The sequence below is a fragment of the Clostridium transplantifaecale genome (assembly GCF_900626075.1).
GTDB classification, from domain to species: Bacteria; Bacillota; Clostridia; order Lachnospirales; family Lachnospiraceae; genus Otoolea; species Otoolea transplantifaecalis.
Genome location: NZ_UYZY01000003.1, coordinates 253,498 through 276,915 on the forward strand (window position 1 = coordinate 253,498; position 23,418 = coordinate 276,915).

The 23,418-nt window shown below is 46.9% G+C and carries 21 protein-coding genes; 18 read left to right on the plus strand and 3 right to left on the minus strand.

Going from position 1 to position 23,418, the window contains the following annotated elements; translation table 11 throughout:
- Positions 1-5: 5 nt before the first annotated feature.
- The 7 genes from EJL91_RS12740 to EJL91_RS12770 all read left to right on the plus strand — a co-directional run bounded on the left by EJL91_RS12740 (position 6) and on the right by EJL91_RS12770 (position 8,367).
- The gene (locus EJL91_RS12740) at positions 6-677 is read left to right on the plus strand and encodes a response regulator transcription factor (RefSeq protein WP_125142353.1); all 672 of its coding nucleotides are present in this window, start codon (positions 6-8) and stop codon (positions 675-677) included.
- A complete protein-coding gene (locus EJL91_RS12745) occupies positions 674-1,759 on the plus strand; it encodes a HAMP domain-containing sensor histidine kinase (protein ID WP_125142354.1) in 1,086 nt (361 codons plus the stop codon). The genes EJL91_RS12740 and EJL91_RS12745 overlap by 4 nt, the downstream gene beginning before the upstream one ends.
- 46 nt (positions 1,760-1,805) lie before the next feature.
- Entirely contained in the window at positions 1,806-2,180 is a 375-nt protein-coding gene (locus tag EJL91_RS12750) for a hypothetical protein (protein ID WP_125142355.1), read from the plus strand.
- 107 nt (positions 2,181-2,287) lie between these two features.
- Complete coding sequence (locus tag EJL91_RS12755) at positions 2,288-2,809, plus strand: hypothetical protein (RefSeq protein WP_125142356.1); 522 nt, start codon at positions 2,288-2,290, stop codon at positions 2,807-2,809.
- A gap of 138 nt (positions 2,810-2,947) precedes the next feature.
- Entirely contained in the window at positions 2,948-4,765 is a 1,818-nt protein-coding gene (locus EJL91_RS12760) for a sensor domain-containing diguanylate cyclase (protein WP_125142357.1), read from the plus strand.
- Positions 4,766-4,959: 194 nt separating this feature from the next.
- Entirely contained in the window at positions 4,960-7,080 is a 2,121-nt protein-coding gene (locus EJL91_RS12765) for a hybrid sensor histidine kinase/response regulator (protein WP_125142358.1), read from the plus strand.
- Positions 7,081-7,110: 30 nt separating this feature from the next.
- Entirely contained in the window at positions 7,111-8,367 is a 1,257-nt protein-coding gene (locus tag EJL91_RS12770; RefSeq protein ID WP_125142359.1) for an ABC transporter substrate-binding protein, read from the plus strand.
- Positions 8,368-8,443: 76 nt separating this feature from the next.
- On the opposite strand, the gene EJL91_RS12775 is transcribed toward EJL91_RS12770, so the two are convergent.
- Positions 8,444-8,701, minus strand: coding sequence for a DUF2798 domain-containing protein (locus EJL91_RS12775; RefSeq protein ID WP_125142360.1), 258 nt, complete (start codon positions 8,699-8,701; stop codon positions 8,444-8,446).
- Positions 8,701-9,591, minus strand: coding sequence for a LysR family transcriptional regulator (locus tag EJL91_RS12780; RefSeq protein ID WP_125142361.1), 891 nt, complete (start codon positions 9,589-9,591; stop codon positions 8,701-8,703). The genes EJL91_RS12775 and EJL91_RS12780 overlap by 1 nt, the downstream gene beginning before the upstream one ends.
- A gap of 163 nt (positions 9,592-9,754) precedes the next feature.
- Between EJL91_RS12780 and EJL91_RS12785 the strand changes: the two genes are divergently transcribed.
- From EJL91_RS12785 to EJL91_RS12830, 10 genes are all read left to right on the plus strand, one after another.
- Positions 9,755-9,946, plus strand: a complete 192-nt coding sequence (locus EJL91_RS12785; protein ID WP_125142362.1) for a hypothetical protein — start codon at positions 9,755-9,757, stop codon at positions 9,944-9,946.
- A gap of 92 nt (positions 9,947-10,038) precedes the next feature.
- Positions 10,039-10,275 carry a hypothetical protein gene (locus EJL91_RS12790; protein ID WP_125142363.1) on the plus strand — a complete coding sequence of 79 codons (237 nt, stop codon included), beginning with the start codon at positions 10,039-10,041 and terminating at the stop codon, positions 10,273-10,275.
- A gap of 63 nt (positions 10,276-10,338) precedes the next feature.
- Positions 10,339-11,505, plus strand: a complete 1,167-nt coding sequence (locus EJL91_RS12795; protein WP_125142364.1) for an iron-containing alcohol dehydrogenase — start codon at positions 10,339-10,341, stop codon at positions 11,503-11,505.
- Between the two features lie 399 nt (positions 11,506-11,904).
- Entirely contained in the window at positions 11,905-12,447 is a 543-nt protein-coding gene (locus tag EJL91_RS12800) for a flavodoxin family protein (RefSeq protein WP_125142365.1), read from the plus strand.
- Between the two features lie 28 nt (positions 12,448-12,475).
- The gene (locus EJL91_RS12805; RefSeq protein WP_164516838.1) at positions 12,476-13,000 is read left to right on the plus strand and encodes a cyclophilin-like fold protein; all 525 of its coding nucleotides are present in this window, start codon (positions 12,476-12,478) and stop codon (positions 12,998-13,000) included.
- 99 nt (positions 13,001-13,099) lie between these two features.
- Positions 13,100-13,954: a DUF3737 family protein gene (locus tag EJL91_RS12810; protein WP_125142366.1), complete on the plus strand. Its 855-nt coding sequence runs from the start codon at positions 13,100-13,102 to the stop codon at positions 13,952-13,954.
- A gap of 1 nt (position 13,955) precedes the next feature.
- Positions 13,956-15,128: a MalY/PatB family protein gene (locus tag EJL91_RS12815; RefSeq protein ID WP_125142367.1), complete on the plus strand. Its 1,173-nt coding sequence runs from the start codon at positions 13,956-13,958 to the stop codon at positions 15,126-15,128.
- Between the two features lie 399 nt (positions 15,129-15,527).
- Positions 15,528-17,489, plus strand: coding sequence for a 5'-nucleotidase (locus EJL91_RS12820; protein ID WP_125142368.1), 1,962 nt, complete (start codon positions 15,528-15,530; stop codon positions 17,487-17,489).
- 2 nt (positions 17,490-17,491) lie between these two features.
- The gene (locus EJL91_RS12825) at positions 17,492-20,119 is read left to right on the plus strand and encodes a response regulator (protein WP_164516839.1); all 2,628 of its coding nucleotides are present in this window, start codon (positions 17,492-17,494) and stop codon (positions 20,117-20,119) included.
- A 103-nt stretch (positions 20,120-20,222) separates the two neighbouring features.
- Complete coding sequence (locus EJL91_RS12830; protein ID WP_125142370.1) at positions 20,223-21,677, plus strand: GntR family transcriptional regulator; 1,455 nt, start codon at positions 20,223-20,225, stop codon at positions 21,675-21,677.
- A 318-nt stretch (positions 21,678-21,995) separates the two neighbouring features.
- Here EJL91_RS12830 and EJL91_RS12835 read toward each other — a convergent pair whose 3' ends face one another.
- Positions 21,996-22,490, minus strand: coding sequence for an RrF2 family transcriptional regulator (locus EJL91_RS12835; protein ID WP_125142371.1), 495 nt, complete (start codon positions 22,488-22,490; stop codon positions 21,996-21,998).
- A 138-nt stretch (positions 22,491-22,628) separates the two neighbouring features.
- Here EJL91_RS12835 and EJL91_RS12840 point away from each other — a divergent pair, with 138 nt between their 5' ends.
- On the plus strand, positions 22,629-23,000 hold the full coding sequence (locus tag EJL91_RS12840) for a pyridoxamine 5'-phosphate oxidase family protein (RefSeq protein WP_125142372.1): 372 nt from the start codon (positions 22,629-22,631) through the stop codon (positions 22,998-23,000).
- The last annotated feature ends 418 nt before the right edge of the window (positions 23,001-23,418 follow it).

Here is a 23,418-nt window from a genome sequence, read left to right on the forward strand (position 1 = left end):
GTAAAATGGTCCATATCCTGATTGTGGAGGATGATTCTAAACTGAATCAGTTCGTCTGTTCTTATTTGAATAACAACGGTTTTATGGCAACGGGCTGTTTGAGTGCCCAGGAGGCCTACGATGAAATGTATAACACACTTTATGATTTAATTATATCGGATATTATGATGCCGGGGATTGACGGATTTGAGTTTGCCAGGACGGTCAGGCAGGTGAACAGTACGATTCCGATTCTGTTTATGTCCGCAAAGGACGATTTAACCTCAAAACAAAAAGGGTTTCAATTTGGGATTGATGATTACATGGTGAAACCGATTGAGGTGGAGGAACTGCTGCTGCGCGTCCGCGCCCTTCTCCGCAGGGCTAATATTGAGGTGGAGCGGAAACTGGCGGTCGGCAACCTGCTGCTGGACGCGGATGCAGTGACTGCTGTTATTAATGGGGCAGAGATTCCGGTTACAACAAGAGAATTTAATATTTTGTATAAGCTTCTGTCTTATCCCAATAAAACATTTTCAAGAGGGCAATTGATGGATGAATTCTGGGGCCTGGAGAGTGATATCGGGCTGAGGGCGGTTGACGTATATATCACCGGAATCCGTAAGAAATTTTCCTCATGTGACGGTTTTATACTGAAGACGGTCCGCGGACTTGGATACAAGGCGGTGCTGCGATGAAGGAAAAGCCGGCAGAATTAAGCTATAAACGAAGTTTATTTTCAATAAAATCATATATATTCTATTTCCTTATCATTGCGTCGGCTATCACCTGCTGTATTCTGCTGTTTTTGAACCATCTTGAAGTAGAGTATGGAAGTGTTTATGAAAGCGGTAAACTTACTGCAATGAATGTAATCCTGATCAGTCTGATAGTTACCGTGTTAGACGGCATCTACCGAAAAATAACACTGGAGTATCCGATGAAACGGATTCTGAAAGCTTCGCAAAAAATGATAGAAGGCGATTTTTCCGTCAGGATTCCTCTGTCACACAATTATGACAGTACCAATGAGCTGGACGTTTTAACAGAAAATTTTAATCGAATCGCCGAAGAACTCTCAAGTGTGGAGACACTCCGTACTGATTTTGTTTCTAATGTTTCCCATGAAATAAAGACCCCTCTGTCCGTCATTCAAAATTATGCGGCCTTATTGCAGGATACCGATATACCGGATGAGAACAAGAGAGAATATGCAGGGGCGATTGTGGATGCGTGCCGAAGGCTGACCGGGCTTATTACCAATATTCTAAAGCTGAATAAGCTGGAGAATCAACAAATTTTTCCGGAGGCAAGGGAGTTTGATCTCAACACGCAGCTGTCGGAATGTATGATACGTCTGGATGATGTGCTGGAACGGATGGATTTGGATCTGGAAACCGATTTAGAGGAACGGGTTAAAGTAAAATCCGATGAAGAACTGCTTGAACTTGTTTGGAATAACCTTTTATCGAATGCCATAAAATTCACACAGCCGGGAGGAAAAATCAAGGTAAGTTTGAAGCGGGAAGAAACAGCGGCGGTGATTAAAATATCGGATACCGGCTGCGGAATCAGCAGTGATGTCGGTAAACGGATTTTTGAAAAGTTCTATCAGGGTGACAGCTCCCACGCCACACAAGGAAATGGTCTGGGGCTTGCTTTGGTAAAGAGAGTCGTCGATATTATCGGAGGCGATATTTCTGTAGAGAGCAAACTGGGAGAGGGCACCACATTTACCGTGCGGCTGAAGAATATACTGGCTGAAGCACAGCAGCATTAATCGAATCCAGCTTAACGATAACTGTCAAAAATGGAGGTCTGCTTTTATGGAAGAGAACGAAAAAAACTTCGTATATACTTATTCCGCCAAAGAACAGGAGGAAATCAAACGGATCCGCCAAAAGTATCTGCGTCAGGATGAAAATAAAATGGAGCAGCTGAGAAAACTAGATGAAAGCGCCACGAAAAAGGGGACTGTTGTATCATTGGCCGTGGGAACGCTCAGCGCCCTTGTTCTAGGTATCGGAATGTGCTGTACAATGGTCTGGGCTGACGAACTGTTTATTCCCGGTGTCGGAATTGGAATTGTGGGGATTGCCGGAATCGGAGCGTCATATCCGCTTTACAGGGTGATAACAAAAAAACAGCGTGAGAAGCTGGCTCCTAAGATTATGGAGCTCACAAATGAATTGATGAAGTAACATGTATCAGGTTTTGCCGTATTAATATCTTTCAAACAAAATCCAGACAAAACGCAAATAACAGTGTGATACATTTCTGTTATCAGTTTTAAAGGAGGAAAGGTTAAATGGCGGAGACGGCGGACCGTGAGACAAAGACAATTAAGATTCTGCTAACTAAATATTCGGACTGTATTTCATCGCTTTTGTATTACGTAGGCGGTAAAGGTTATACCCATGCCTCCATATCCCTGGAGAGCGGGAGGGACAGTGATTTTTACAGTTTCAATTATAATGGCTTTTGTGTGGAAACGGTTGAAAAGCACAGACAGCGGGGAGTCTCAAAAAGTAAATACTATGAACTTGCAGTTTCTCGGGCAGCATATGAAAGGATTCAGAAGCGTCTGCAATTTTTTAAAGAGCATAAGGAAAAATTTAAATATACCCGGCTGGGGGTGCTCTTTTGCCTGCTTCATGTCCCGTTTTGCTGGAAAAATCATTACTTTTGTTCTCAATTTGTAGCTGAGCTGCTGGGAAGCTCAGATGAGACAGCGCTGCCGAAGCCGGCAGGTTTATACCTGCCAAATCATTTTCAGCATGAGCTGGAGAGAAATCCGAATCTGATAAAGGTCGGTTACAATATTATCTGAGAAACGCCGCACAATCTGTCATACAAATAGTGCCGCACAAAAATTTTGGCTAAGATTTTTCTTTAAAACCATTTCAAAATTTCCGGTATTGCTGTAAAATATTACCAAATAACAATAAGCGGAGAGGGATGATTTGGGGTGGAAAATGAAATAAACAATATTAATGCAGTGGACGGAGGAATTTTCAACTGCCGCTATGATGAATATTTTACGCTTATCAATGCGGATGACAACCTCTTTCAATTTTTGGGGTATACCAGGGAGGAGTTTGCACGGCTGTTTCATAACCGCGTGCTGGACGCTATCTACGAAGGGGATCGTGAGATAATTCTGGCAGAGGTTGAAAGGCAGCTTTCCACCAGCAGGGTGTTCCGGTATGAAAACCGATTGGTAGTGAAGGGCGGCCGCACACGCTGGGTATGGGTTAGCGCCGAGCTGGTGGAGGATGAGACGGAGGGGGAAATGGTACACTGCATTTTCCATGACATCAGCCGGGATAAAAAGTCACAGGAGCAGCTAGCCATCAGTGAAAAACGCTACGATATTATACTGTCTCATATCCGGGATATTATATTTGAGCTGGACTGTATTACGGGCTCTATCTATTATTCGCCGAATTTCAAGAAAAGGTTTGGATATGAGATCCCGTCGCACGGTTTTCCTGATTCCATGTTTGCAACGGACATTATCTACGAAGAAGATAAACCGGTGCTTCGGGAGCGTTTCCAGGCAATTTTAAAGGGACAGGATGAAATGGAGTGCGAGTACCGGATTAAATCGAACGACGGTTCCTATCTTTGGGTGGATGTACATGCCTCGGCTATGAGGGATGAAGACAACCGCCTTCTTAAGATCCTGGGAATCATATCGGATATTGACCAGCGCAAGCGTGAAATTATAAAAGTGCAGAAGGAGGCAGTTTCTGACCCGCTTACGGGTCTTCTGAACCGCCGTGAATGTGTCGCGCAGGTAGAAGCATATATGAAACGGTGCCACGATCCGGCTGCTTTTATGCTCATTGACGTGGACAATTTCAAGAAGGTAAATGATACATACGGCCATCTGTACGGGGACAGCGTGCTCAATGAATTGGCCGTCAGTCTGCGTACCGCTTTCCGCAAAGAGGATATTATAGCGAGGCTCGGCGGTGATGAATTTGTAGTGTTTATGACCAATATAGATACCGGCAGAGCGCTGGAGGATAAGGTAAAACGGATCGAGTCTGTTTTCAGGAATTTTACTGTTGCAGGGGGAGAGGAAAAAGTGGGATGCAGCATCGGCATCAGCTTTTATCCGGGACATGGCAGCGATTTTCGATCCCTATTTGCAAAGGCGGACGCAGCTATGTACCATGTGAAGCAAAAGGGGAAGGGCTGGTTTTGCATATACGGTGAGGATATGGAAAAGACAGATCCCTCCGGGCTCACCCCACCGTCACGGATTATGAAGAAAAGCTTCCATGACCATATAATTGAACATGTGTTCCGGATCTTCCTGGAGCACCCGGAGACCGGCGCCGCCATAGCTATTCTGATGGACATGATTGGGCGCGTGTTCCATGCGGATCGGATGCTTATTTTTGAGAGAGATGAAGGGGGGCGGCTTGTCAGTACATATCAGTGGCAGAGTGAACATGTATCAGGCGGCAGTGAGTCTTCAGACGCGGTAAGGACAGATATCCGCGGACTGCCGCTCGAGAATGAACTTACCGTGTACCTGAATACAGACCAGATTGAAAATCAGGAGCTGCGCAGATGGTTTTCAGACCATGGCGCCAAGGCTGCAGTCACCTGCTGTATGAAAGAAGAGGATGAGTTCTCCACGGTTATCATTTATGAAGATTGTCACGGTACCCGAATCGGCAGCGGGGAGGAGCAGTATACGTTGATGATGGTCAGCCAGATCATTCACCTTTTCCTGGAAAAGCAAACGCGCCGCCCTTCAGAAAGTAGATAAGGCCGGCCTGTTTGCGCCGCTCATATAAAATATGCGTTACTGATATGGTAAACTTAAAAAATTCCAAGAAAATGGAAAAAATGTATCTAAATTGGAAGAATCAGTAACTGGGACTGGCAGCTGCACCTGGTGTTTGGTATAATAAAGCCAAAGAATTTTGGGATACCATAAAGAAGAAACAGGAAGCAGGTATTATGGAGGAGAGAATCATAAATAAAAACACGTTCCGGATTCTTATCTGCTCAATCGGATTCGTGTTAATTGCCGTCGTCAGCATAGTTTGTATGAATATTTATCACAGTATGATGAAGGACAGCGAGACAGTCGTATGGGAGATGACGGAAAAAGCGGCGTCGGCTCTGGAATGGCAGTATGATGATATTAGCGAGGGAGCCGGGCGCGTTGCAAAGCGTTCAGGAGAGTATGCTGATATTAAAGAATATATGGGCGTTTTGGAGAACTTCCGCCAGGATTATGACCTGTACCGTGTCATTGTTGACAGGGGAGGACAGGTGGATGCGCTTTCGGACAGCGGTCAGACACGGCAGGAAGAGCTGCCCGATATTACCCGGCTTTGTACGAAGGACGGACAGTTTTCAAACAGTTATCGGGGGGATACGGGAAAGTATCACGTCGTAATTCGATATCCGTATCAGACAAAAACGGAGCAAGGATATTTGTATGCGGAAAAAATGATTAAAAATGTGTACAACGACTCCTTTATGCAGTTTTACAACGGCCAGGGATACTCCTATCTGGTATCCGGCAGCAGCGGCCAGTTTTTATTATTCCCCAATAACCGTAAGGGGCAGGGACTTTACGGAGACCTTTTTCAGATGCTTCAGGAAGCGCCGGAGAATTCAAGGGACGCAATTTCTCAGATGAAAGCGCTGATGCAGGAAAAGCAGTCGGGAACCGTGCAGATGAAGTTCAGAGATGAAAACCAGTATTTTTGTTTTACCCCTATTATCAAAGGGACGGACTGCTACATTGTTTCAATTATTCCTTCCAGCATTACACAGCGCAACGGTACGGTTTCAATTGTGATCATATTATTGATGACTGCTCTGGTTATGGCAGGCATCCTCACGATCTTCTGGCTTGATTACGGAAGAAGGAAAAATCTGCTGAAAATGCAGGCGGCAGATTATGCCAACCGGGCAAAGAGCGATTTCCTCTCCAATATGAGCCATGAAATACGTACGCCAATGAACGGAATTACCGGAATGACGCAGTTGGCGCTGCTGAATCAAAACGATCCGGAGCGGGTGAAAGATTGTCTTGAAAAAATACAGATTTCTTCCAATTATATGCTGAGTCTGATAAACGATATTCTTGACATGTCCAAGATCGAGAGTGGCAAGCTGATACTGATGGAACATGATTTCAGTCTGACCAGACTGGCGGAAGAAATAAGAATTCTTCTCCAGTCCCAGATTGAGAATAAAAAACACGAATTTCACATCATAATCACGGAAAATTCAGCGGACTGGGTACGGGGGGATTTGACCCGGATTCGTCAGATTATGGTAAATCTTCTGTCGAATGCGGTTAAGTATACGCCGGACAACGGAAAGATAGAACTGCGTCTTGACAATCAGCCGCAGGAAGGCGGAGTCACAAGGCTGGTAATCCAGGTAAAGGATAACGGCATTGGTATGAGCGAGGAATATCAAAAAGTTTTGTTTGAACCCTTTTCTCAGGAGCAGACGGCCCACAGTAACGGAACAGGTCTTGGGATGGCTATCACAGACAGCCTTGTCCGCTTTATGGGGGGAACCATAGAGGTAGAAAGCAGGAAGAATGCAGGAAGTACCTTTACGGTTGTACTATATCTGAAGAAGGCAGAAGAAACAGAGACAGAAAAAGCAGGGGATGCTAAAGCAGCTTCTGCCCAGATGCGGGACGGAAAAAGCAGAAATGAAATATTGGCCGGCATCAGAATTCTTTTGGCCGAGGATAATGCTATGAACGCAGAGATTGCCCGGGAACTTTTGAAGATGTACGGAGCCGATGTGGAATGGGCAAAAGACGGCGAGACGGCGGCAGAACTTTTTACCGGGCAGGAACCTCATACATATGATTTAATACTGATGGACATTCAGATGCCGGGAATCAGCGGATATGAGGCTGCGGTACGGATCCGGGATTCAGGAAAAGAGGATGCACAGAGTATACCGATTGTCGCCATGACGGCAAATACATTTGCTTCAGATATACAGAAATCACTCTGGTCGGGGATGAATGCACATATTGGAAAACCGATTGACGCGGAGGCGCTGGTCGACACGGTTCTCAGGCTGTGCAGTGCATAATAAAGCGGTAAAAGATAATGGGGGACGAAGATGAGAAAGGCGATCGGAATTTTAACGGCGTTAACAATAATGGGGCTGGCGGCAGGATGCAGCCGGCAGGAGATTTCCGTCCGTGAAAAAGAGGCGGAACCGACCCACCTGACTTTTTTCGGATTCCGGACACGCTCTGCTAATGTCGAGGAGATCGACACAATCCTGAATAAATATATGGACGATCACCCGGATGTGGTCATTACCTATGAAGGACTTGAGGACGGCTATCCCGACGCTTTGGAAAACAGAATTGAATCAGGAAATGCGGATGATATCTTTATGATACATCCTTCTAATTTTGCGGATTATGAGGCAAAAGGCTGGGTTGGGACAAAGATATACGACTTGACGGATGCAGAGGTAATGGGGCGGTATAATGACAGTGTGAAGAGGCTTATTACGGTAAATGATAAGATATTTGCAGCTCCCATGTGTATGAGTGTAATAGGAATTGTGGGAAATATGGACATTCTCAAAAAATGCGGTGTGGATCAGATGCCGGAGACCTACGGCGAATGGGTGGATTCCATGGAAAAGGTGAAAAGGGGGGGACATGTTCCCCTGGTCAATTACCTCAGCAGCGATGCCAGCACCGGATTTCTGATGGCAGGACGTTCGATGGCTCCTTACGTACTGGGTGAAAAAGAACAAAATTCCGGCGACACGGCAGAAAGTGTATTTAAGAAAGGGATAGAGGATTTATCCGCCCTGATGGATGCCGGGTATATCGACAGAGAGCAGATGCTCGCCAGCCAGGACGGGGACGCGTTTGAGAATGTGCTCTGCAATGTATTTGCCAAAGGGGAAGCGGCTTACGCAGTCCTTCCGAGCTGGGGTATGATATCATTTCTTGAAGGGAAACCTTCTTTTGAATATCAGGTGGGCGGCCTGCCGTTAGGTGATACCGGCAGTGTGGCTATGGCAAGGGCATCCGTGCCGATTGCCATAAATAATGAAAGCCCCAATAGGGAAATAGCTCTCGATTTCCTGGATTTTTTATTGCAGCCGGAAAATATAGACGCCTATGCGGCAAACCAGCAGTCGGTGACGCCTTTAAAAGATTCTGATATGAAGGCCCCGGACTATGAAACTCTTATGGAGCTGGTGAAAAACGGGAAGGTAGTGGCGGACACTGATCCGGGAATTCCGTTTAATCTCGTAAAGGCACTGCGGGATGCCTCCCTAAAACTGGCGCAGGGGCTGCCGGCTGGTGAAGTGGCCGCGGACTTTTTGCCGGATAAACAGGTACGGTGAAATCACCAAATATTAGTAGATAATAAAAACTGCTGTCATATCATATGGCGGCAGTTTTTATGTTTGGAACCGTACACTACTTTTGAAACATTTTACCAAATATAAAACGTACCAACGGCCCCGCATAAAATATCTGCCAGAAAAATGCTACGGGAAAATTAAAGACGGTTGTCTGCAGCCATACGGCAATAATCTGTTCGCCGGGAGCTTTAAACAGCAAGGTCGCCGCAAAACTCATGAGAGGGCACATGAATACGACGGAGATTGCCGAGATGGATAAAATCAGGAGGAAAGGATTGTCTTTCTCCAGGTTGACGATACGAAATGACAGCATCAGACGGAAATGCTGCCAAATGACTGCTGTACGTTACTTAAAAACCGTTCCGCCGCCCCGGAAAAGAGCTGATACTTCTTCCACACCATATTCAGATGTGCCTCCATACGCGGCTCCAGCGGGCGGAAGCAGAGACGGCTGTTTTCCGAGGTGTTCACCAGCTTGTCGAGGCACAGGGCATAGCCCATCCCTTCTTCTACCATGAGGGATGCATTGTAGACCAGATTATAGGTGGCTACGATGTTCAGCTTCTCGTAATCAGTACCCAGCCAACCGGAAAATACATTGCCGGTCAGAGTCTGGCGGGAGGTGATGATAGGGATCTCCCTGAGATCCTTTGAGCGGATAGAAGAGCGGGAGGCCAGGGGACAGTCTTTTGGCATCAGCAGTCCCCAGGTATCGGTGGCGGGAAGTCTGATGTAGTCATATTTTTTCATATCGGCCGGCTCTATGAGGATTCCAAAGTCCAGCAGTCCCTTATCCAGCCGTTCAGTTACATCATCCGCATTGCCGCTATATAGGTGGTAACGGATCTGAGGACAGGACCTCTGCAGATCCGTGGCAATCCTGGCGATATAACGCATGGCGTCCGTTTCCCCTCCTCCGATATAGATATCTCCGCCTACGGCCTCATCGGGAGCCATCAGTTCGGCTTCGGTCTTGTCCACCAGGTCAAGAATTTCGGTTGCCCGCTTGCGCAGCAGCATGCCCTCCTCAGTAAGGGTAATCCTGCGGTTTCCGCGTATTAACAGTTTCTTGCCAATCTCCTCCTCCAAATCCATCAGCTGTCTGGACAGCGTGGGCTGTGTCATGTGAAGGGACTCTGCGGCCCCGGATATGCTCTCTTCCCTGGTCACTGCCAGGAAATACCGTAAAACTCGAATGTCCAATCTGATTCCTCCTTGTGTTTTGTGAGCTGTTATTGAAACATCTATATCGATTATAGTTTGCAAATCCATGCCTGTCAAGTATAGCTAATTATTTAATATAAGCATTTGATATGGGAATGTTTTGGCATTAGAATATAGATATCAAAGAAAAGAGGTGTATGATATGGAGAAAGCAGTTCAGACTGATTGCAGTAATAATGAAGAAAAAATGAGCAGGACAGCGGCAGGGGGGAAGAGGAAGGAAGGCGGGAGCGAAAGCCTGATGGGCACTATGCCGCTATCAGAATTTCCAGGATATAGGGAGATTTGGGAACTGGATTTTGAAAAAGACAGCAAAGAAGGCTACAAAAAATGATATGCCTTTCAGGTATAATACAATATGTAATATAAGTATTTGATATTATAGTTTCCGTGAATTATAATCATGCTAAGAGAGGTGATTATGAGATGGCGGACTATATTAGTGATACTAAAACAGTTGTACAAAACCTGAAAGACGCCGGATGCAGCGAAGAAGTAGTAGAGGAGTTTATCGAACTGGCAGAAGCCGGGGAGAAGCAGCGGCAGTTCAAACTTTTAGAAAAACAAAGAAGGACGCTGCTGGACAACGTTCATTGCAGGGAAAAACAGATTGACTGTCTGGATTATCTGGTTTTTCAGATGAAAAAAACACAGGAAAAGTAATTAGGTTATGACAGTATTGCACCTATTCGATATGAATCGGTGCCCTTATCAAGGAGGATTAAGATGTTAGGAAATTTCAGTTATTCAAACCCGACAAAATTGTATTTCGGTGAGGACTCTTTAAGGTACCTGAATGAAGAACTTCCCAAGTACGGCGATAAAGTTCTGCTGGTGTATGGCGGCGGCTCCATTAAGAAGAATGGCATTTACGACCAGATTATTCAGATACTGGCGGATAACAAAAAGACGGTCAGTGAGGTGCCGGGAGTGATGCCAAACCCTACCGTGGAAAAGCTGTATGAGGGGTGTAAGATTGCCAAAGAAAATCAGGTTGATTTGATTCTGGCGGTTGGAGGCGGCTCCTGCTGTGACTATGCAAAGGCGGTTTCCGTTTCCGCTTATTGTGAGGAAGAACCCTGGGAGAAATACTTTGCCCGCATGGAAGATGTGGACAACCCGATTATTCCGGTAGGCTGCGTGCTGACTATGGTGGGTACCGGATCAGAGATGAACGGCGGATCCGTGATCACGAATCATGAAGCCAAGATGAAGATTGGCCATATTTTCGGAGACAATGTGTTCCCCAAGTTTTCAATTTTGAATCCAACCTATACCTTTACACTTCCGGAGTACCAGATGGTGGCAGGGTTCTATGACATCATGAATCATATCACAGAGCAGTATTTCTCAGGTACAGATGATAACACTTCCGATTATATCATGGAAGGGCTGCTGAAATCCCTGATTCACAGCTCCAGGATTGCCAAAAAGGATCCAACCAACTATGAGGCCCGCAGCAATATCATGTGGATTGCCACCTGGGCGCTTAATACACTGGTTGCCTGCGGAAAAACCAGCGACTGGATGGTGCATATGATCGGGCAGGCTATCGGCGCCCATACCAATGCTACCCATGGCATGACACTTTCTGCCGTGTCCATGGCATATTACCGGCACATCTGCCCTTATGGCCTTGCAAAGTTCAAACGTTTTGCCGCCAACGTGTGGGACGTAAATCCGGAGGGAAAGACAGATGCGGAGGTTGCCGAAGAAGGGCTGAACCGCATGGAAGCTTATATGAATGAATTAGGTCTTGTCATGAATATTAAGGAGTTGGGCGTTACGGAGGATATGCTGGAAAGCGTTGCCGACAGTACCATCCTGTTCCAGACCGATTATAAACCGCTTACCCATGATGATGTGGTCCGGATTCTGAGAGAGAGTCTGTAATTGCATCAATGATAATGCAGGCATCTGTAGCAGGGTGTCTGTATTTTTATATGAAAACAGGCTATCTGAGTTATTTTGATACTGGTTTAGAAAAAGTTTATTATTTTGTTAGCCGGATGTTATTTTAATCGTTTATGATGGCTTATGGAAAGATGCAGCACAGGAAAATAAGAAAGATAACCCTGGCAAACAGGAATTCGGCATGAATGCTTTATAAAAGTGGAAGTATGTCTCTATATATGCTTGATAAGCATATTCAAGTATTTAATATAGGTATTTGATATTAAGTGCATAAGGAATTATAATAAAAATAACAAAAGAGCATCGCAAAAGACAATACAAAAAACACATATTAAATCATACGAATCAGACAAAAGAGCGAATAAAGGAGAGAGGAAAATGACCAAAAAAATTTTAGTTATTTCTACCAGCCCACGCATGGGAGGAAATTCAGAGACACTGGCAGATGAGTTTATAAGAGGGGCAAGAGAGGCCGGCCATGAGACGGAGAAGGTCTGTCTTTATGATAAGACCATTGAGTTCTGCAAAGGATGCCTGGCCTGCCAGCGGACAGAGACATGTATTCTTCACGACGATGCGGCTGCGATTGTGGAACGCATGCGGCAGGCCGATGTGGTGGTATTTGCAACGCCGGTCTATTTTTATGAAATGTCCGGACAAATGAAAACACTGCTGGATCGTACAAATCCACTTTTTCCCGGAGAATATTCATTCCGTGATGTTTACCTTCTGGCAGCTTCTGCCGATGAAGCGGAGAGTTCCATGGATGGTGCGGTAAAAGGTCTTGAGGGCTGGATTAGCTGCTTTGAACTTTCACGTTTGGCGGGAGTAGTACGCGGTACCGGAGCCGACAAAAAAGGTGATATAAAGGGACTGCCGGAGGTTTTGGCAGCGGCCTGGGAGATGGGAAAGAACGTTTAAATGATTTGATGACCGGGGAGCTAAAAATATGAAGACTGTTCTATTAAGTACGTGCCTGGCGGTTTCGCTGATTTTAACGGCATGCGGGAATAAGAAGGCTGCGGTAACTGAGCCGGAGGCAACTGCAAACCAGGAAACCTCCGCTATAGCTACGACAGGCGCAGAAAGCAGAGAGGAGCCAGCAGAAACGCTGCTGGCGGTGAATCTATCCGTTGGAGGCAGAGGCTATCCGGCAAAACTGTATGACAATGCAGCCGCGAGAGCGCTGGTGGACCGAATGCCTATGGAACTGGATATGAGGGAGCTTCATGGCAACGAAAAGTATTACTATCTTCCGGAAGAGCTCCCGACAGACACTGAAAATCCCGGCGTTATACATACCGGAGATCTCATGCTGTACGGATCGGATTGCCTGGTGCTGTTTTATGAAGATTTCCAGTCTTCTTTCAGCTATACACGTCTGGGATATCTGGAGGATCCGAAAGGATTATCAGAAGCTGCAGGCTCCGGCAGTGTAACCGTAACCTTTGAACCGGCAGAGAATGCCGGATAAAAGGATGTTCGTAACGGCGTAACAGACGGCATCAAGTATTAGCCGGGACTGCAGATAGAAGAATCTGCGGGGGACATATCAGAAAGGAAATATAATATCATGAGAGAGATCACACAGGAATTTTTAACAGGAGAGAGAGCTTTATTTCAGGGAAAGAACTTAAAAATTACCGATACCACCTTTGCCGACGGGGAGTCTCCATTAAAAGAGAGCAGCAATATAGAACTTTACCGCAGCATGTTTAAGTGGAAATACCCTCTGTGGTACAGCCGCAATATTAAACTGGAGGATTGCGTTCTGTTTGAGATGGGGCGCGCCGGAATCTGGTATACGGAGAATATATCCATGAAAAATTGTATCATTGAAGCACCAAAGAATTTCCGCCGTGCGGCCGGGATTGAATTAGAACAGGTCACCATGCCGAATGCAGGTGAAACGCTGTGGAACTGTGACCGGATTACAATGAAACAGGTGTCGGCAAAGGGCGATTACTTTGCCATGAACAGCAGCAATCTCCATATTGACGGCTTTGAACTGGTGGGTAATTATTCCTTCGACGGTGTGAAAAATATGGAAATCCATCACGCAAGACTGCTTTCCAAGGACGCTTTCTGGAACAGCGAGAATGTGACCGTATACGATTCTTTCATTTCCGGTGAGTATCTGGGCTGGAATGCAAAAAACCTGACCCTTATTAACTGTACCATTGAGAGTAACCAGGGATTGTGCTATATTGACAATCTGGTTATGAAGAACTGCCGGCTGTTAAATACAACCCTGGCTTTTGAGTATTCAACGGTGGACGCAGAGGTGGTAAATACCATTGACAGCGTATTAAACCCATCCGGCGGCAGAATCCAGGCAGCAAATATCGGGGAACTGATTATGGATGCATCCAAAGTGGATGTCACAAAGACGGTTGTCCGGACGGCGGCATTCAAGGAGGCGGTATAAATTGCCGTACAATTTTGACGCCGTGACGGACCGGCGAGGGACCAATTCCATGAAGTGGGATGTACCGGAACAGGAACTGCCCATGTGGGTAGCTGATATGGATTTTGAGACAGCTCCGGAAATCCGGGAAGCTATAAAAAATCGGGCGGATCATGGGATTTTTGGCTATACCGTTGTGCCGGATGCCTGGCGGGAAGCGGTTGCCGGCTGGTGGGACCGCCGCCATGGATTTAAGATGGAAAAAGACTGGCTTGTATTCTGTACCGGTGTGGTTCCGGCCATTTCCAGCGCGGTACGGAAGCTGACGACGGTTGGGGAGAATGTACTGGTCCAGACACCGGTGTATAACATCTTTTTCAATTCAATCCGGAACAACGGACGCAATGTGATTGAAAACAGGCTCTCTTATGACGGAACGAATTACCATATTGACTGGGAAGATTTGGAGAGTAAGCTGTCAGATCCCCAGACAACGCTGATGCTGCTCTGCAACCCTCAAAATCCGGCCGGCTGTATCTGGTCCAGAGAAGAGCTTGGCCGGATCGGAGAACTCTGTGCAGCAAACCATGTGCGTGTGATATCCGATGAAATTCACTGCGATCTGACGGACACGGGATACGAATACGTGCCTTTTGCCTCAGTATCAGAGGTAAACGCACAAAACAGCATTACCTGCATTGCCCCTACAAAGACATTTAATCTGGCCGGTCTGCAGACAGCGGCGGTCATTGTCCCAAATGCTGATTTGAGACATAAGACAGAGCGGGCACTCAATACGGACGAAGTGGCGGAGCCAAACGCGTTTGCTATCGATGCGGCGATTGCGGCATTTACCCGGGGAGATGAATGGCTGGATGCCCTGCGGGCCTATCTGGCGGATAACCGTCTGCTTGTAAGGGATTTTCTGGAAAAAGAAATTCCGGAGGTGGGACTTGTCCCCTCCCATGCCACCTACTTACTCTGGCTGGATTGCAGCAGGATAACCGGAGATGCAGCGGAGTTTTGCCGTTATCTGCGCAGCGAAACCGGACTTTATCTGTCGGCCGGCATTGCATATGGAAGTAATGGAAAACGGTTCCTGCGTATGAATATCGCCTGCCCGGCCTCGCTGCTTAAAGATGGGCTGGGGCGTTTGAAAGCAGGTGTGAAGGCGATGAATCTTGTGCAGCTATAACTGCGCCTGCCGCAATGAAGAGAAGTAACAGGCGGCGGACGGCTGTGGGAGACTGCGATTGAGACGGTTTATTCATTATATGTAAATCATGGAGAAGCTTTTGAGAAACTAAAATGCACACAGAAAATGCGGAACTCTGACTGGCAGGGGCCGCATTTTTCTGTGTGTATTTTATTATAGATAGAACGATTCCTCCGCCTGTAAAAGGGAAGGGATTCTTCTGCCGGGACCGCGCCGGTAAACGAGGCAGGACAAACTGTGTTCATAAATATAATAGATTTTCCTTGCCCAACATCCTAAAACGTGATAACATAAAAATCAAATATAAGTCCTTTTGTTTTAAAGAAATATTACGGAATGCCCATATGGCAGTGAAGAAAATTGAAGGGAGCGGACACAATGAAAAAGCAAAGTTATATCTGCCTTGGACTTTGTCTGGCGTTATTGATTTGCAGCACAGGCTGCCAGCAGCCGGCAGCGCAGGAGGAGGCGCCGTCCGGGAAGACCGTTGTTACTATGATGTACCCTATTGTATTAGACCACTTTGAAGAACTGGTGGAAAATACATATTCAGACATTGATCTGCAGGTGGAGCCTACTACCTCGGCGGTTATGAACGGAGACAGCGAACGCCGCCTGCGTAACGGCCACGGAACCGATTTGGTGGTTACTACGCTCCCAACAGGGGATGTCAGGAATTTTATGCTGGATTTGAGTGCGACGGAAGTCTCCACCAGCTATCAGGCTGCGGTAATGAACTCTATTCTGATTGACGGCAAGACACGCTATCTTCCTTTGCCGGGGCAGTATTCGGCCCATATTATTAATAAAACGTTTGCGGATCAGCTGACGGATACGGATACTCCGCCTGTTTCCAATGCACAGCTTATGGCCCTGTTGGATGCCGGCAGAGAACAGGGTGTCGGCATTGGTCCCGACGGGGCTATGTTCGGGATAGATGTAGTAAATTCGGCCGCCATCGGCGCCTATATCATCGGTACCCAGGTACCGGATTTTCTGGGCCAGATGGACGGTATCCAATGGATGAGCGGTCTGGATGCAGGTACGGCCTCTTTTAACGGAAAATGGAACAACTGTCTGGATCGTCTTTTGGATTGCGTAGAGAGAGGATACTTGAATACACAGACAATATCACTGAAACAGACCAATGCGCTTCCTGTGAGGGAACGGATGCTGGACGGTTCCCTGCTGTTTTGCTATGGCAATGTACGCCTGCTTTCACAGTTGGAAGAGATGTCTGATCAGTATGAATATGACATGATTCCTTTTCTGAGTGAGCAGGGGAACCAGCCCTGGGTTATTTCATCTCCGGATGGTTACATTGGAATCAACGCAGCCCTTAGCGCGGCGGATGCATCATCCAAACTGGATGCCAGTCAGAGAATTTTGGCATTACTCTCCACGCAGGAGGGGCAGGATGCCTGGATTGCGGATACGGAAGCTACCAACTCGTATCTGTCTGATTATGAAGATTCCCAGAATATCGTGCCGGAGGGGCTGAAGGCATGTGTTGCAGGCGGCTATGTCTATGATTTGCGAATGCCTTCCAATGTAATACAGTATTTTGGAAAGAACATGATTTCCGTTCTGAACGGTTCGGCGAAGATGGCGGACGCATTGGACGCGGTAGACGATTATTGCCGTAACGGATCGGATGAAGTGGACTATGATCAGTCTGTGGTCGGGAGCGTAGAGGCGGATTTGCTCTACGAAAACTACAATACACGACTGGAGGAAACGGCTATCGGTAATCTGGTGGCAGACGCCGTGGCGGAGTATGCGGGGGCGGACATCGCTGTGGTTAACGGCGGCGGCATCCGTGCCAGTCTCTACCAGGGAGATGTTCTGGGAGCGGATCTGGCTGCAGTCTGCCCTTACCCTAATATTATTTATCTGGTGGAGACGGACGGCAGCGTAATTAAAGAAATGCTCGAAAATGGAATTTCTATGACAAAACGGGACAACGATGTTCCCGCAGGCCGGTTCCTTCAGGTTTCCGGGATTTGTTATACTTACCGGCCCCAGAGCGGTGAGGCCCCGGCAGAGCTGCTGGCCGTCACGCTGGCAGACGGATCGCCGTTAGTTCCGGACACCCGTTATAAACTGGCAATCACCAACTATATGGCAGGTTCCAGTGGCTATATGGATAACAATGGAGACGGTTATACAATGCTGAATCTGCTCAGCGATGATGTCCCCAAAGCAGAGAATGTTATACTGCTGGAGGATACAAAGGCAACCTATGCCGATGCAATTAAAGCATATTTTAACAACCACAGGGACGAGCCTGTTACCGCAGAATTAGAAGGCCGTATCACCATGATTGATAAGGATGAATGACTATGCAGGATACAGAACAGCATACAAAGGGACAAGGCCCCCATTTCATGCTCATATTTGTCATATCCATTGTCACCGCCTGCACTGTGTGTTTCTGGGGGATGATACGGTCCTCCAATACAGCTTCGCAGGCGGCCGCGACAGAGATGAGCACTCTTTATTTACAGGAGTTGACCGCCCAGACGATTGGACATTTTCAAACAAGTATGAACTCCCAGTTCTCGCAGCTGAGGACAGCCGTGAGTGCGGTTTCCAGTGACAACCTGCAGGATCAGGATTCTCTGTCGAAATTCCTCACCCAGGTGCAGGAGTACAACAGCTTTTCCTTCCTGGCTTTTTTGGATGATCATGGGGAATACCATAGTACGCAGGGAGTATTTCCTGCTGCCTCAAAAATCAGCTTTCTGGGCAGTCTTTTGACAGGGGAAGGAAACTTAGTCTCCTATAATGAAACGATTCTGGGGGATAATATGCTTCTTTTAGGAACAGCCATTCCTCCGGAGACATATGGAGAACGGACATTTATTGCGGTGCTGGCCGGACTGGACACCAATTCCCTGAATCAGCAGCTCTCACTGGAAAAAGAGGATACGCAGACCTATTCCAGTATTGTTTCAATCAACGGAAATTATATTATCAATAACAGCAGGTACATTTCCGGTGTGCCTAAAGGAACCAATCTCTTTTCCAAACTGGAGCAGTATGCGTCTTTTGATAATGGGTATTCCATGGATCAGATTCTGAGGGACTTTGAGACCGGCGGTTCCGGTATGGCCGCTCTCTCCATAGGGAACAAGAACCGGTATATGTACTATGCTCCCATTCCCGATACGGATTGGTATATGCTTACAACGGTTCCATATGAGGTAGTCGATTCAACTGTCAGCAATTTGACTCATCGTTTGAACAGGAACGCTATCACCGGCCTTGTAATTATTCTATCCATCCTGTCGGCGGTTTTTTTCATTTACTATATCAGTATCAGACGGGGAGAACAGGCGTTGCTGCATGCCAATGAAGTTGCGGAAGCGGCCCGCAAACGAGCGGAGGAAGCAAATCTGGCAAAAAGCGAGTTTCTGAGCAGGATGAGCCATGAAATCCGTACGCCTATGAACGGTATCATCGGCATGAGCGCCATTGCCATGCAGAACATTGGTGATAATGAAAAAGTGGGAGACTGCCTGAAAAAGGTGACTTTCTCATCCAATCACCTGCTGGCCCTGATCAACGATGTGCTGGATATGTCAAAGATCGAGAGCGGAAAGGTGGAATTGCGCCTGGCTCAGTTTGATTTCCGGACCTTTTTGGAGAGTCTTGCTAATCTTTATTATACCCAGTCCAGGAGTAAAGGCATCTTTTTTGAGGCGAGCCTGCTGGGCGATGTAGATGAGACTCTGGTGGGGGATTCGCTGCGCCTTAACCAAATCCTGTCTAACCTTTTGTCCAACGCCTTGAAGTTTACACCGGCAGGCGGTTCAATCCGTCTCCGTGTCTCACGGATAGACAGTGACGGACAGGATGAAAAACTCTGGCTTCATTTTGAAGTAAGTGATACAGGATGCGGGATAGCCGCAGAGAATTTTGATAAAATTTTTGATGCCTTTGAACAGGAAACAGCAGATGTAACCCATAAATACGGGGGGACCGGCCTGGGGCTTGCAATTGTGAAGCGGTTTTCCGAGCTGATGGGCGGCAGCGTGCAGGTAAACAGTGTTCTGGGGGCCGGAAGTACTTTTACGGTGGAGCTGCCTTTCGGGCGCGCCGTTGGGCGCAGGGAACCGGTGCGGTATGAGGAATTGAAGGCGTTGATTGTGGATGATGATCCGGACGCCTGCGAACACATTACGCTTCTGCTGAACAAGCTGCACGTGCGGTCGGAGTGGGTGGATAACGGATACCAGGCTGTTTCGCATGTCGAGATGGCCCGCAGCCTGAACGATAGCTTTAATGTCTGCTTTCTGGACTGGAGGATGCCCAACATGGATGGATTGGAAACAGCCCGCCGCCTCCGTGCTGTTGCAGGCGATGAGATAGCAATCATTCTGATTACGGCTAATAACACATCTGATATTGAGGCCGCCGCGAAAGAGAGCGGTGTCAGCTGCATGCTGTCTAAGCCGCTATTTGAAAGCAGCATTGCAGATGCACTTTCTAATCTGCGGCAGAACGGTACGTACCCGGATAAAGGCGCCGGCAGCCAGGTGGATTTCGACTTTCACGGCAGGCACATTCTCCTGGCAGAGGACAACGAGATTAACATGGAGATTGCTGTGGAACTGATTCGTGTGACCGGAGCCAGCACTGATACGGCTGTGGACGGTATCGAGGCAGTGGAGAAATTTAAGGCGTCAGCGCCAGGATACTACGATTTGATACTTATGGATATCCAGATGCCGCGTATGGATGGCTATGAGGCGACCCGGTGTATCCGGGATATGGAGCGGCAGGATGCACGCACCGTCCTTATTTTCGCTATGACGGCTAACGCCTTTGCCGAGGATGCAGACAGGAGCCGGGAAGCCGGAATGAACGCCCATATCTCCAAACCGCTTGATATTAAGGCTCTCTATGTACAGATGAATGAGGTTTTGTCCTGCGGCAGAACGGAGGCATCTGGAAAAAAGCTTTAAATCTGCAAACGGCAATGGAGGGTGTCTGATAAAATATGCTCTTGACGGAATTCCGGTATTAGGATAAGCTGAGAAATATATTTTAGCGTTGGAGGTAGTTCAGGTGCTGTCTAGTGAAGAACTGATTTGCAGATCGGTTTATGATTATTTTGAGGCGCGTATTTTGATGGACCGGTACCATACAGGGGACAGGCTGCCGTCTATTATGGATATTGCGAAAGCGTTCCAGCTGGCTCCCGGGACGGTTCGGGCAGCGCTGTTAATGCTGGCCGGGGACGGATACATCCATATGGAGGCCAAGAGGGTCAGCGTGGTTGTTTACAATGCAAAGCAGAAGGAGCGGGAGAGTAATACAGCCCGCCATTATGCGCAGCGGTATGAAGGCGTCCTGGATCTGTTACAGTCCGGCACATATCTGATGCAGCCGATGCTGGCGTATGGGCTGCGCCGTATGGATGACGATTGCTGGGCGCGTCTGCAGGAGAAGTGGGGACAGCCGCCGGGAGAACAGATCGTTCCTTCCTCTATCCAGTTTTATGCCCAGGTATTTGCGTCATTAGACAGCACACTTATTTTAAATCTCTATTGGGAGATAGATCGTTACATACGGTTTTCCTATCTCTGTGACTGGGATGTCTATCAAACTTTGTCGCCGGCGCTGAATATAAAAGACCGGGAAGAGGCAGCAGTGCAGATTGAGTCCTCGCTTCAAACTGCCATCGGTGAAACCAGCCGTACGCTGCTTAACGTCTGCAATCAGGCAAGGACGCGGTATCAGGCAGAGGAGCAGATTCCACTCCGTTGGACCGTTTACCGGCAGCGCCGCCAGCTCTGCTATACACTTGTAGCCCGGATTATCCGAAAAATTGCGTCCGGTATCTATCCGGTGGGAAGTTTTCTTCCGGCGCTTCCCAGGATGGCGGAGCAGCTGGAGGTCTCTTTAAGTACCTTGCGGCGGACGCTCAGCATACTAGGCAGTCTGGGGGTGGTCCGTTCCTACCACGGGAAAGGGACGCTGGTGTGTATGGAAGTGGGAAATATTGATTTTTCCCGAAATGAAATCAGGGATGGGATGTTGTATTACTGGGAGAGTCTTCAATTTCTGGCTATTACTGCCAGAACCGTTACTCTCTATATGCTGCAGAACATCTCAGAGGGAGACAGGGCGGAGTTTACAACCCAGTTTATAAGGATGTGTGAACTGGAGCGGTGCCACCGGTGTTTTGACATTACCCTGGCCTTCATTGTGGAACGGTGCCCTCTGATGCTGGTGCGGGAGTGCTATGGGAAACTGCAGGAATTTTTGGCATGGGGCTATCCCTTTACCCTGAACCGTCTCAGAAGCCATAACCTTCAGTCGGAGTATGCCGGTGCGATCCAACGTGCGGCGGACTTCCTGGAGCAGCAGGACTGGGAGGGATTTGCACTGGAATTTGAGGCGCTTATGTTCAGGGAAGAAAAGTTTGCGAAGAGCGTTCTTGCAGATTCCTGCGGATGGAAAAGCGGTTATACAGATAAAAAGGACATTATGGCTGAAGAAGGGGTTGAAATAAAATAATCCCGGTTTTTGCGATGCCGGAAAACCAGTGCCGAATGGAATAAGGGTAGGATAATATAACTGGGTTCATCTCTCCCTGCTTTTTTATGCTGCAGACCCGGAGAAGAACCTGCTTGAAATTGGCAGTAAGGGCAAAACGCAGACGGAAAATATCAGGAAAAGAAAAAAAGAAAAGGTAAATAGACAAAAAGGTTCAGAGGATGGGCGGCACAAAAACCGTCCATCCCTTTTTGAGCTGTTTATTACCCGCGCCTGGCATAAATCCGGAGGAAAGCCGCAGGAGGTAATGTTAACGTCAGATCGGCTCCTAAACACGCTCTAGCGGATAGATTTATCCTGCCAATCTTTGATTGATTGTTTTTTTTCGTCTGAAAAATCTTTGTAAACCTCATCCTTCAGCCATGCCAGATTTTTGCCGGACAGATAAGACCGCATCTGCTCTTCAGCCTCATGCATTACTACTTTAATCAGGCAGGGTTTGCTGCAGTTGCAGGCATCTTTTTCATCAGCAAGAATATTATTTTGCCGGATCTCTGCGCACTGGAACATATAAGACGGTCCTTCAATCGCTTCCACAATATCCCAAAACGAAATGTTTTGAGCGCGTTTAGCAAGTTCATACCCGCCCTTTGCTCCCTGGATTGAACGGACGATACCGGCCTTTCTCAGTTTTGTAAAGATCTTGGAGAGATACGTTTCGGATAATTGGTTCAGTTCAGCAAGTTCTTTGATTCCTACCGTCGTGCCTACAGGCATATCGATCATATAAAAAAGCGAGTGAAACGCATACTCCACACCTTGACTTAATTGCATATAACCACTCCTTTGCAGATAATTTATATCTATTATAGCATGATATTTTATTCACATCAATTGACATTTTAAAATTAGTATGATATAGTCTCTATTGTAGATAATAGTTATCTGTAATATATTCAAATGGAGGACTTTATGTTTAATGAATCATTTTTAGAAGTGTTAAAGCACGAGGGAGTTGTTTCCGTAACATCCTGGTCAAATGGAAATACACATGTTGCCAACACTTGGAATAGTTATCTGCACATTACTTCAGATAATAGAATCCTGATTCCGGCGGCCTGGTTCAATAGAACTCAAAAAAATGTTGACGTTCAGAACAAAGTTATCATTACCTTCGGCAGTCATGAGGTCCAGGGGAAGATGGGGATGGGAACGGGTTTTGTCGTAGACGGAACAGCTAAATTCCTCACGGAGGGCGCTGATTTTGACATGATGAAAGAAAAATTTTCTTTCCTGACTCGTGTTTTAGAAATAACACCTGAAAAAGTCAGACAAACAATTTAAATTTGCTATTAAGTTTTGCAACCGCTGCGACTGAAGTTTGCGCAGCGGTTTTTTTAATTCACAGGAAATTTCGTCCGATGAATTTAAAACGCTGCGTGAGGATGCATATGCAAAAAAACTATCCCGTCAACTAGAAAAATAACTTCGTTTAACGACTCCTGGAAAAATCATGAAATATTTTTACGAAATGAATGTGGAACCGGAGGCTCCAAACAGCGGGGACAGAGAGCGTTTTGTGTTATCAAAAGGATACACGGCTCCCGCGTTTATGCGGCGCTGGCGGTGAATTGGGGAAATAATTACCTGCTGTAGTCGTGAAGGAAATAAAAAATAGAGGCAGTGCGAAAAACAGAATAAAAAGATGGTAATATAAAAGCAAAAATATACTGCGATATGTAAAAAGAGCCGCTATTCCGTA

Coding starts and splice junctions, on each gene's coding strand:
- EJL91_RS12740 (WP_125142353.1), top strand. CDS start 6: ATGGTCCATATCCTGATTGTGGAGGATGATTCTAAACTGAATCAGTTC.
- EJL91_RS12745 (WP_125142354.1), top strand. CDS start 674: ATGAAGGAAAAGCCGGCAGAATTAAGCTATAAACGAAGTTTATTTTCA.
- EJL91_RS12750 (WP_125142355.1), top strand. CDS start 1,806: ATGGAAGAGAACGAAAAAAACTTCGTATATACTTATTCCGCCAAAGAA.
- EJL91_RS12755 (WP_125142356.1), top strand. CDS start 2,288: ATGGCGGAGACGGCGGACCGTGAGACAAAGACAATTAAGATTCTGCTA.
- EJL91_RS12765 (WP_125142358.1), top strand. CDS start 4,960: ATGGAGGAGAGAATCATAAATAAAAACACGTTCCGGATTCTTATCTGC.
- EJL91_RS12770 (WP_125142359.1), top strand. CDS start 7,111: ATGAGAAAGGCGATCGGAATTTTAACGGCGTTAACAATAATGGGGCTG.
- EJL91_RS12775 (WP_125142360.1), bottom strand. CDS start 8,701: ATGCTGTCATTTCGTATCGTCAACCTGGAGAAAGACAATCCTTTCCTC.
- EJL91_RS12785 (WP_125142362.1), top strand. CDS start 9,755: ATGGAGAAAGCAGTTCAGACTGATTGCAGTAATAATGAAGAAAAAATG.
- EJL91_RS12790 (WP_125142363.1), top strand. CDS start 10,039: ATGGCGGACTATATTAGTGATACTAAAACAGTTGTACAAAACCTGAAA.
- EJL91_RS12795 (WP_125142364.1), top strand. CDS start 10,339: ATGTTAGGAAATTTCAGTTATTCAAACCCGACAAAATTGTATTTCGGT.
- EJL91_RS12800 (WP_125142365.1), top strand. CDS start 11,905: ATGACCAAAAAAATTTTAGTTATTTCTACCAGCCCACGCATGGGAGGA.
- EJL91_RS12805 (WP_164516838.1), top strand. CDS start 12,476: ATGAAGACTGTTCTATTAAGTACGTGCCTGGCGGTTTCGCTGATTTTA.
- EJL91_RS12810 (WP_125142366.1), top strand. CDS start 13,100: ATGAGAGAGATCACACAGGAATTTTTAACAGGAGAGAGAGCTTTATTT.
- EJL91_RS12820 (WP_125142368.1), top strand. CDS start 15,528: ATGAAAAAGCAAAGTTATATCTGCCTTGGACTTTGTCTGGCGTTATTG.
- EJL91_RS12825 (WP_164516839.1), top strand. CDS start 17,492: ATGCAGGATACAGAACAGCATACAAAGGGACAAGGCCCCCATTTCATG.
- EJL91_RS12835 (WP_125142371.1), bottom strand. CDS start 22,490: ATGCAATTAAGTCAAGGTGTGGAGTATGCGTTTCACTCGCTTTTTTAT.
- EJL91_RS12840 (WP_125142372.1), top strand. CDS start 22,629: ATGTTTAATGAATCATTTTTAGAAGTGTTAAAGCACGAGGGAGTTGTT.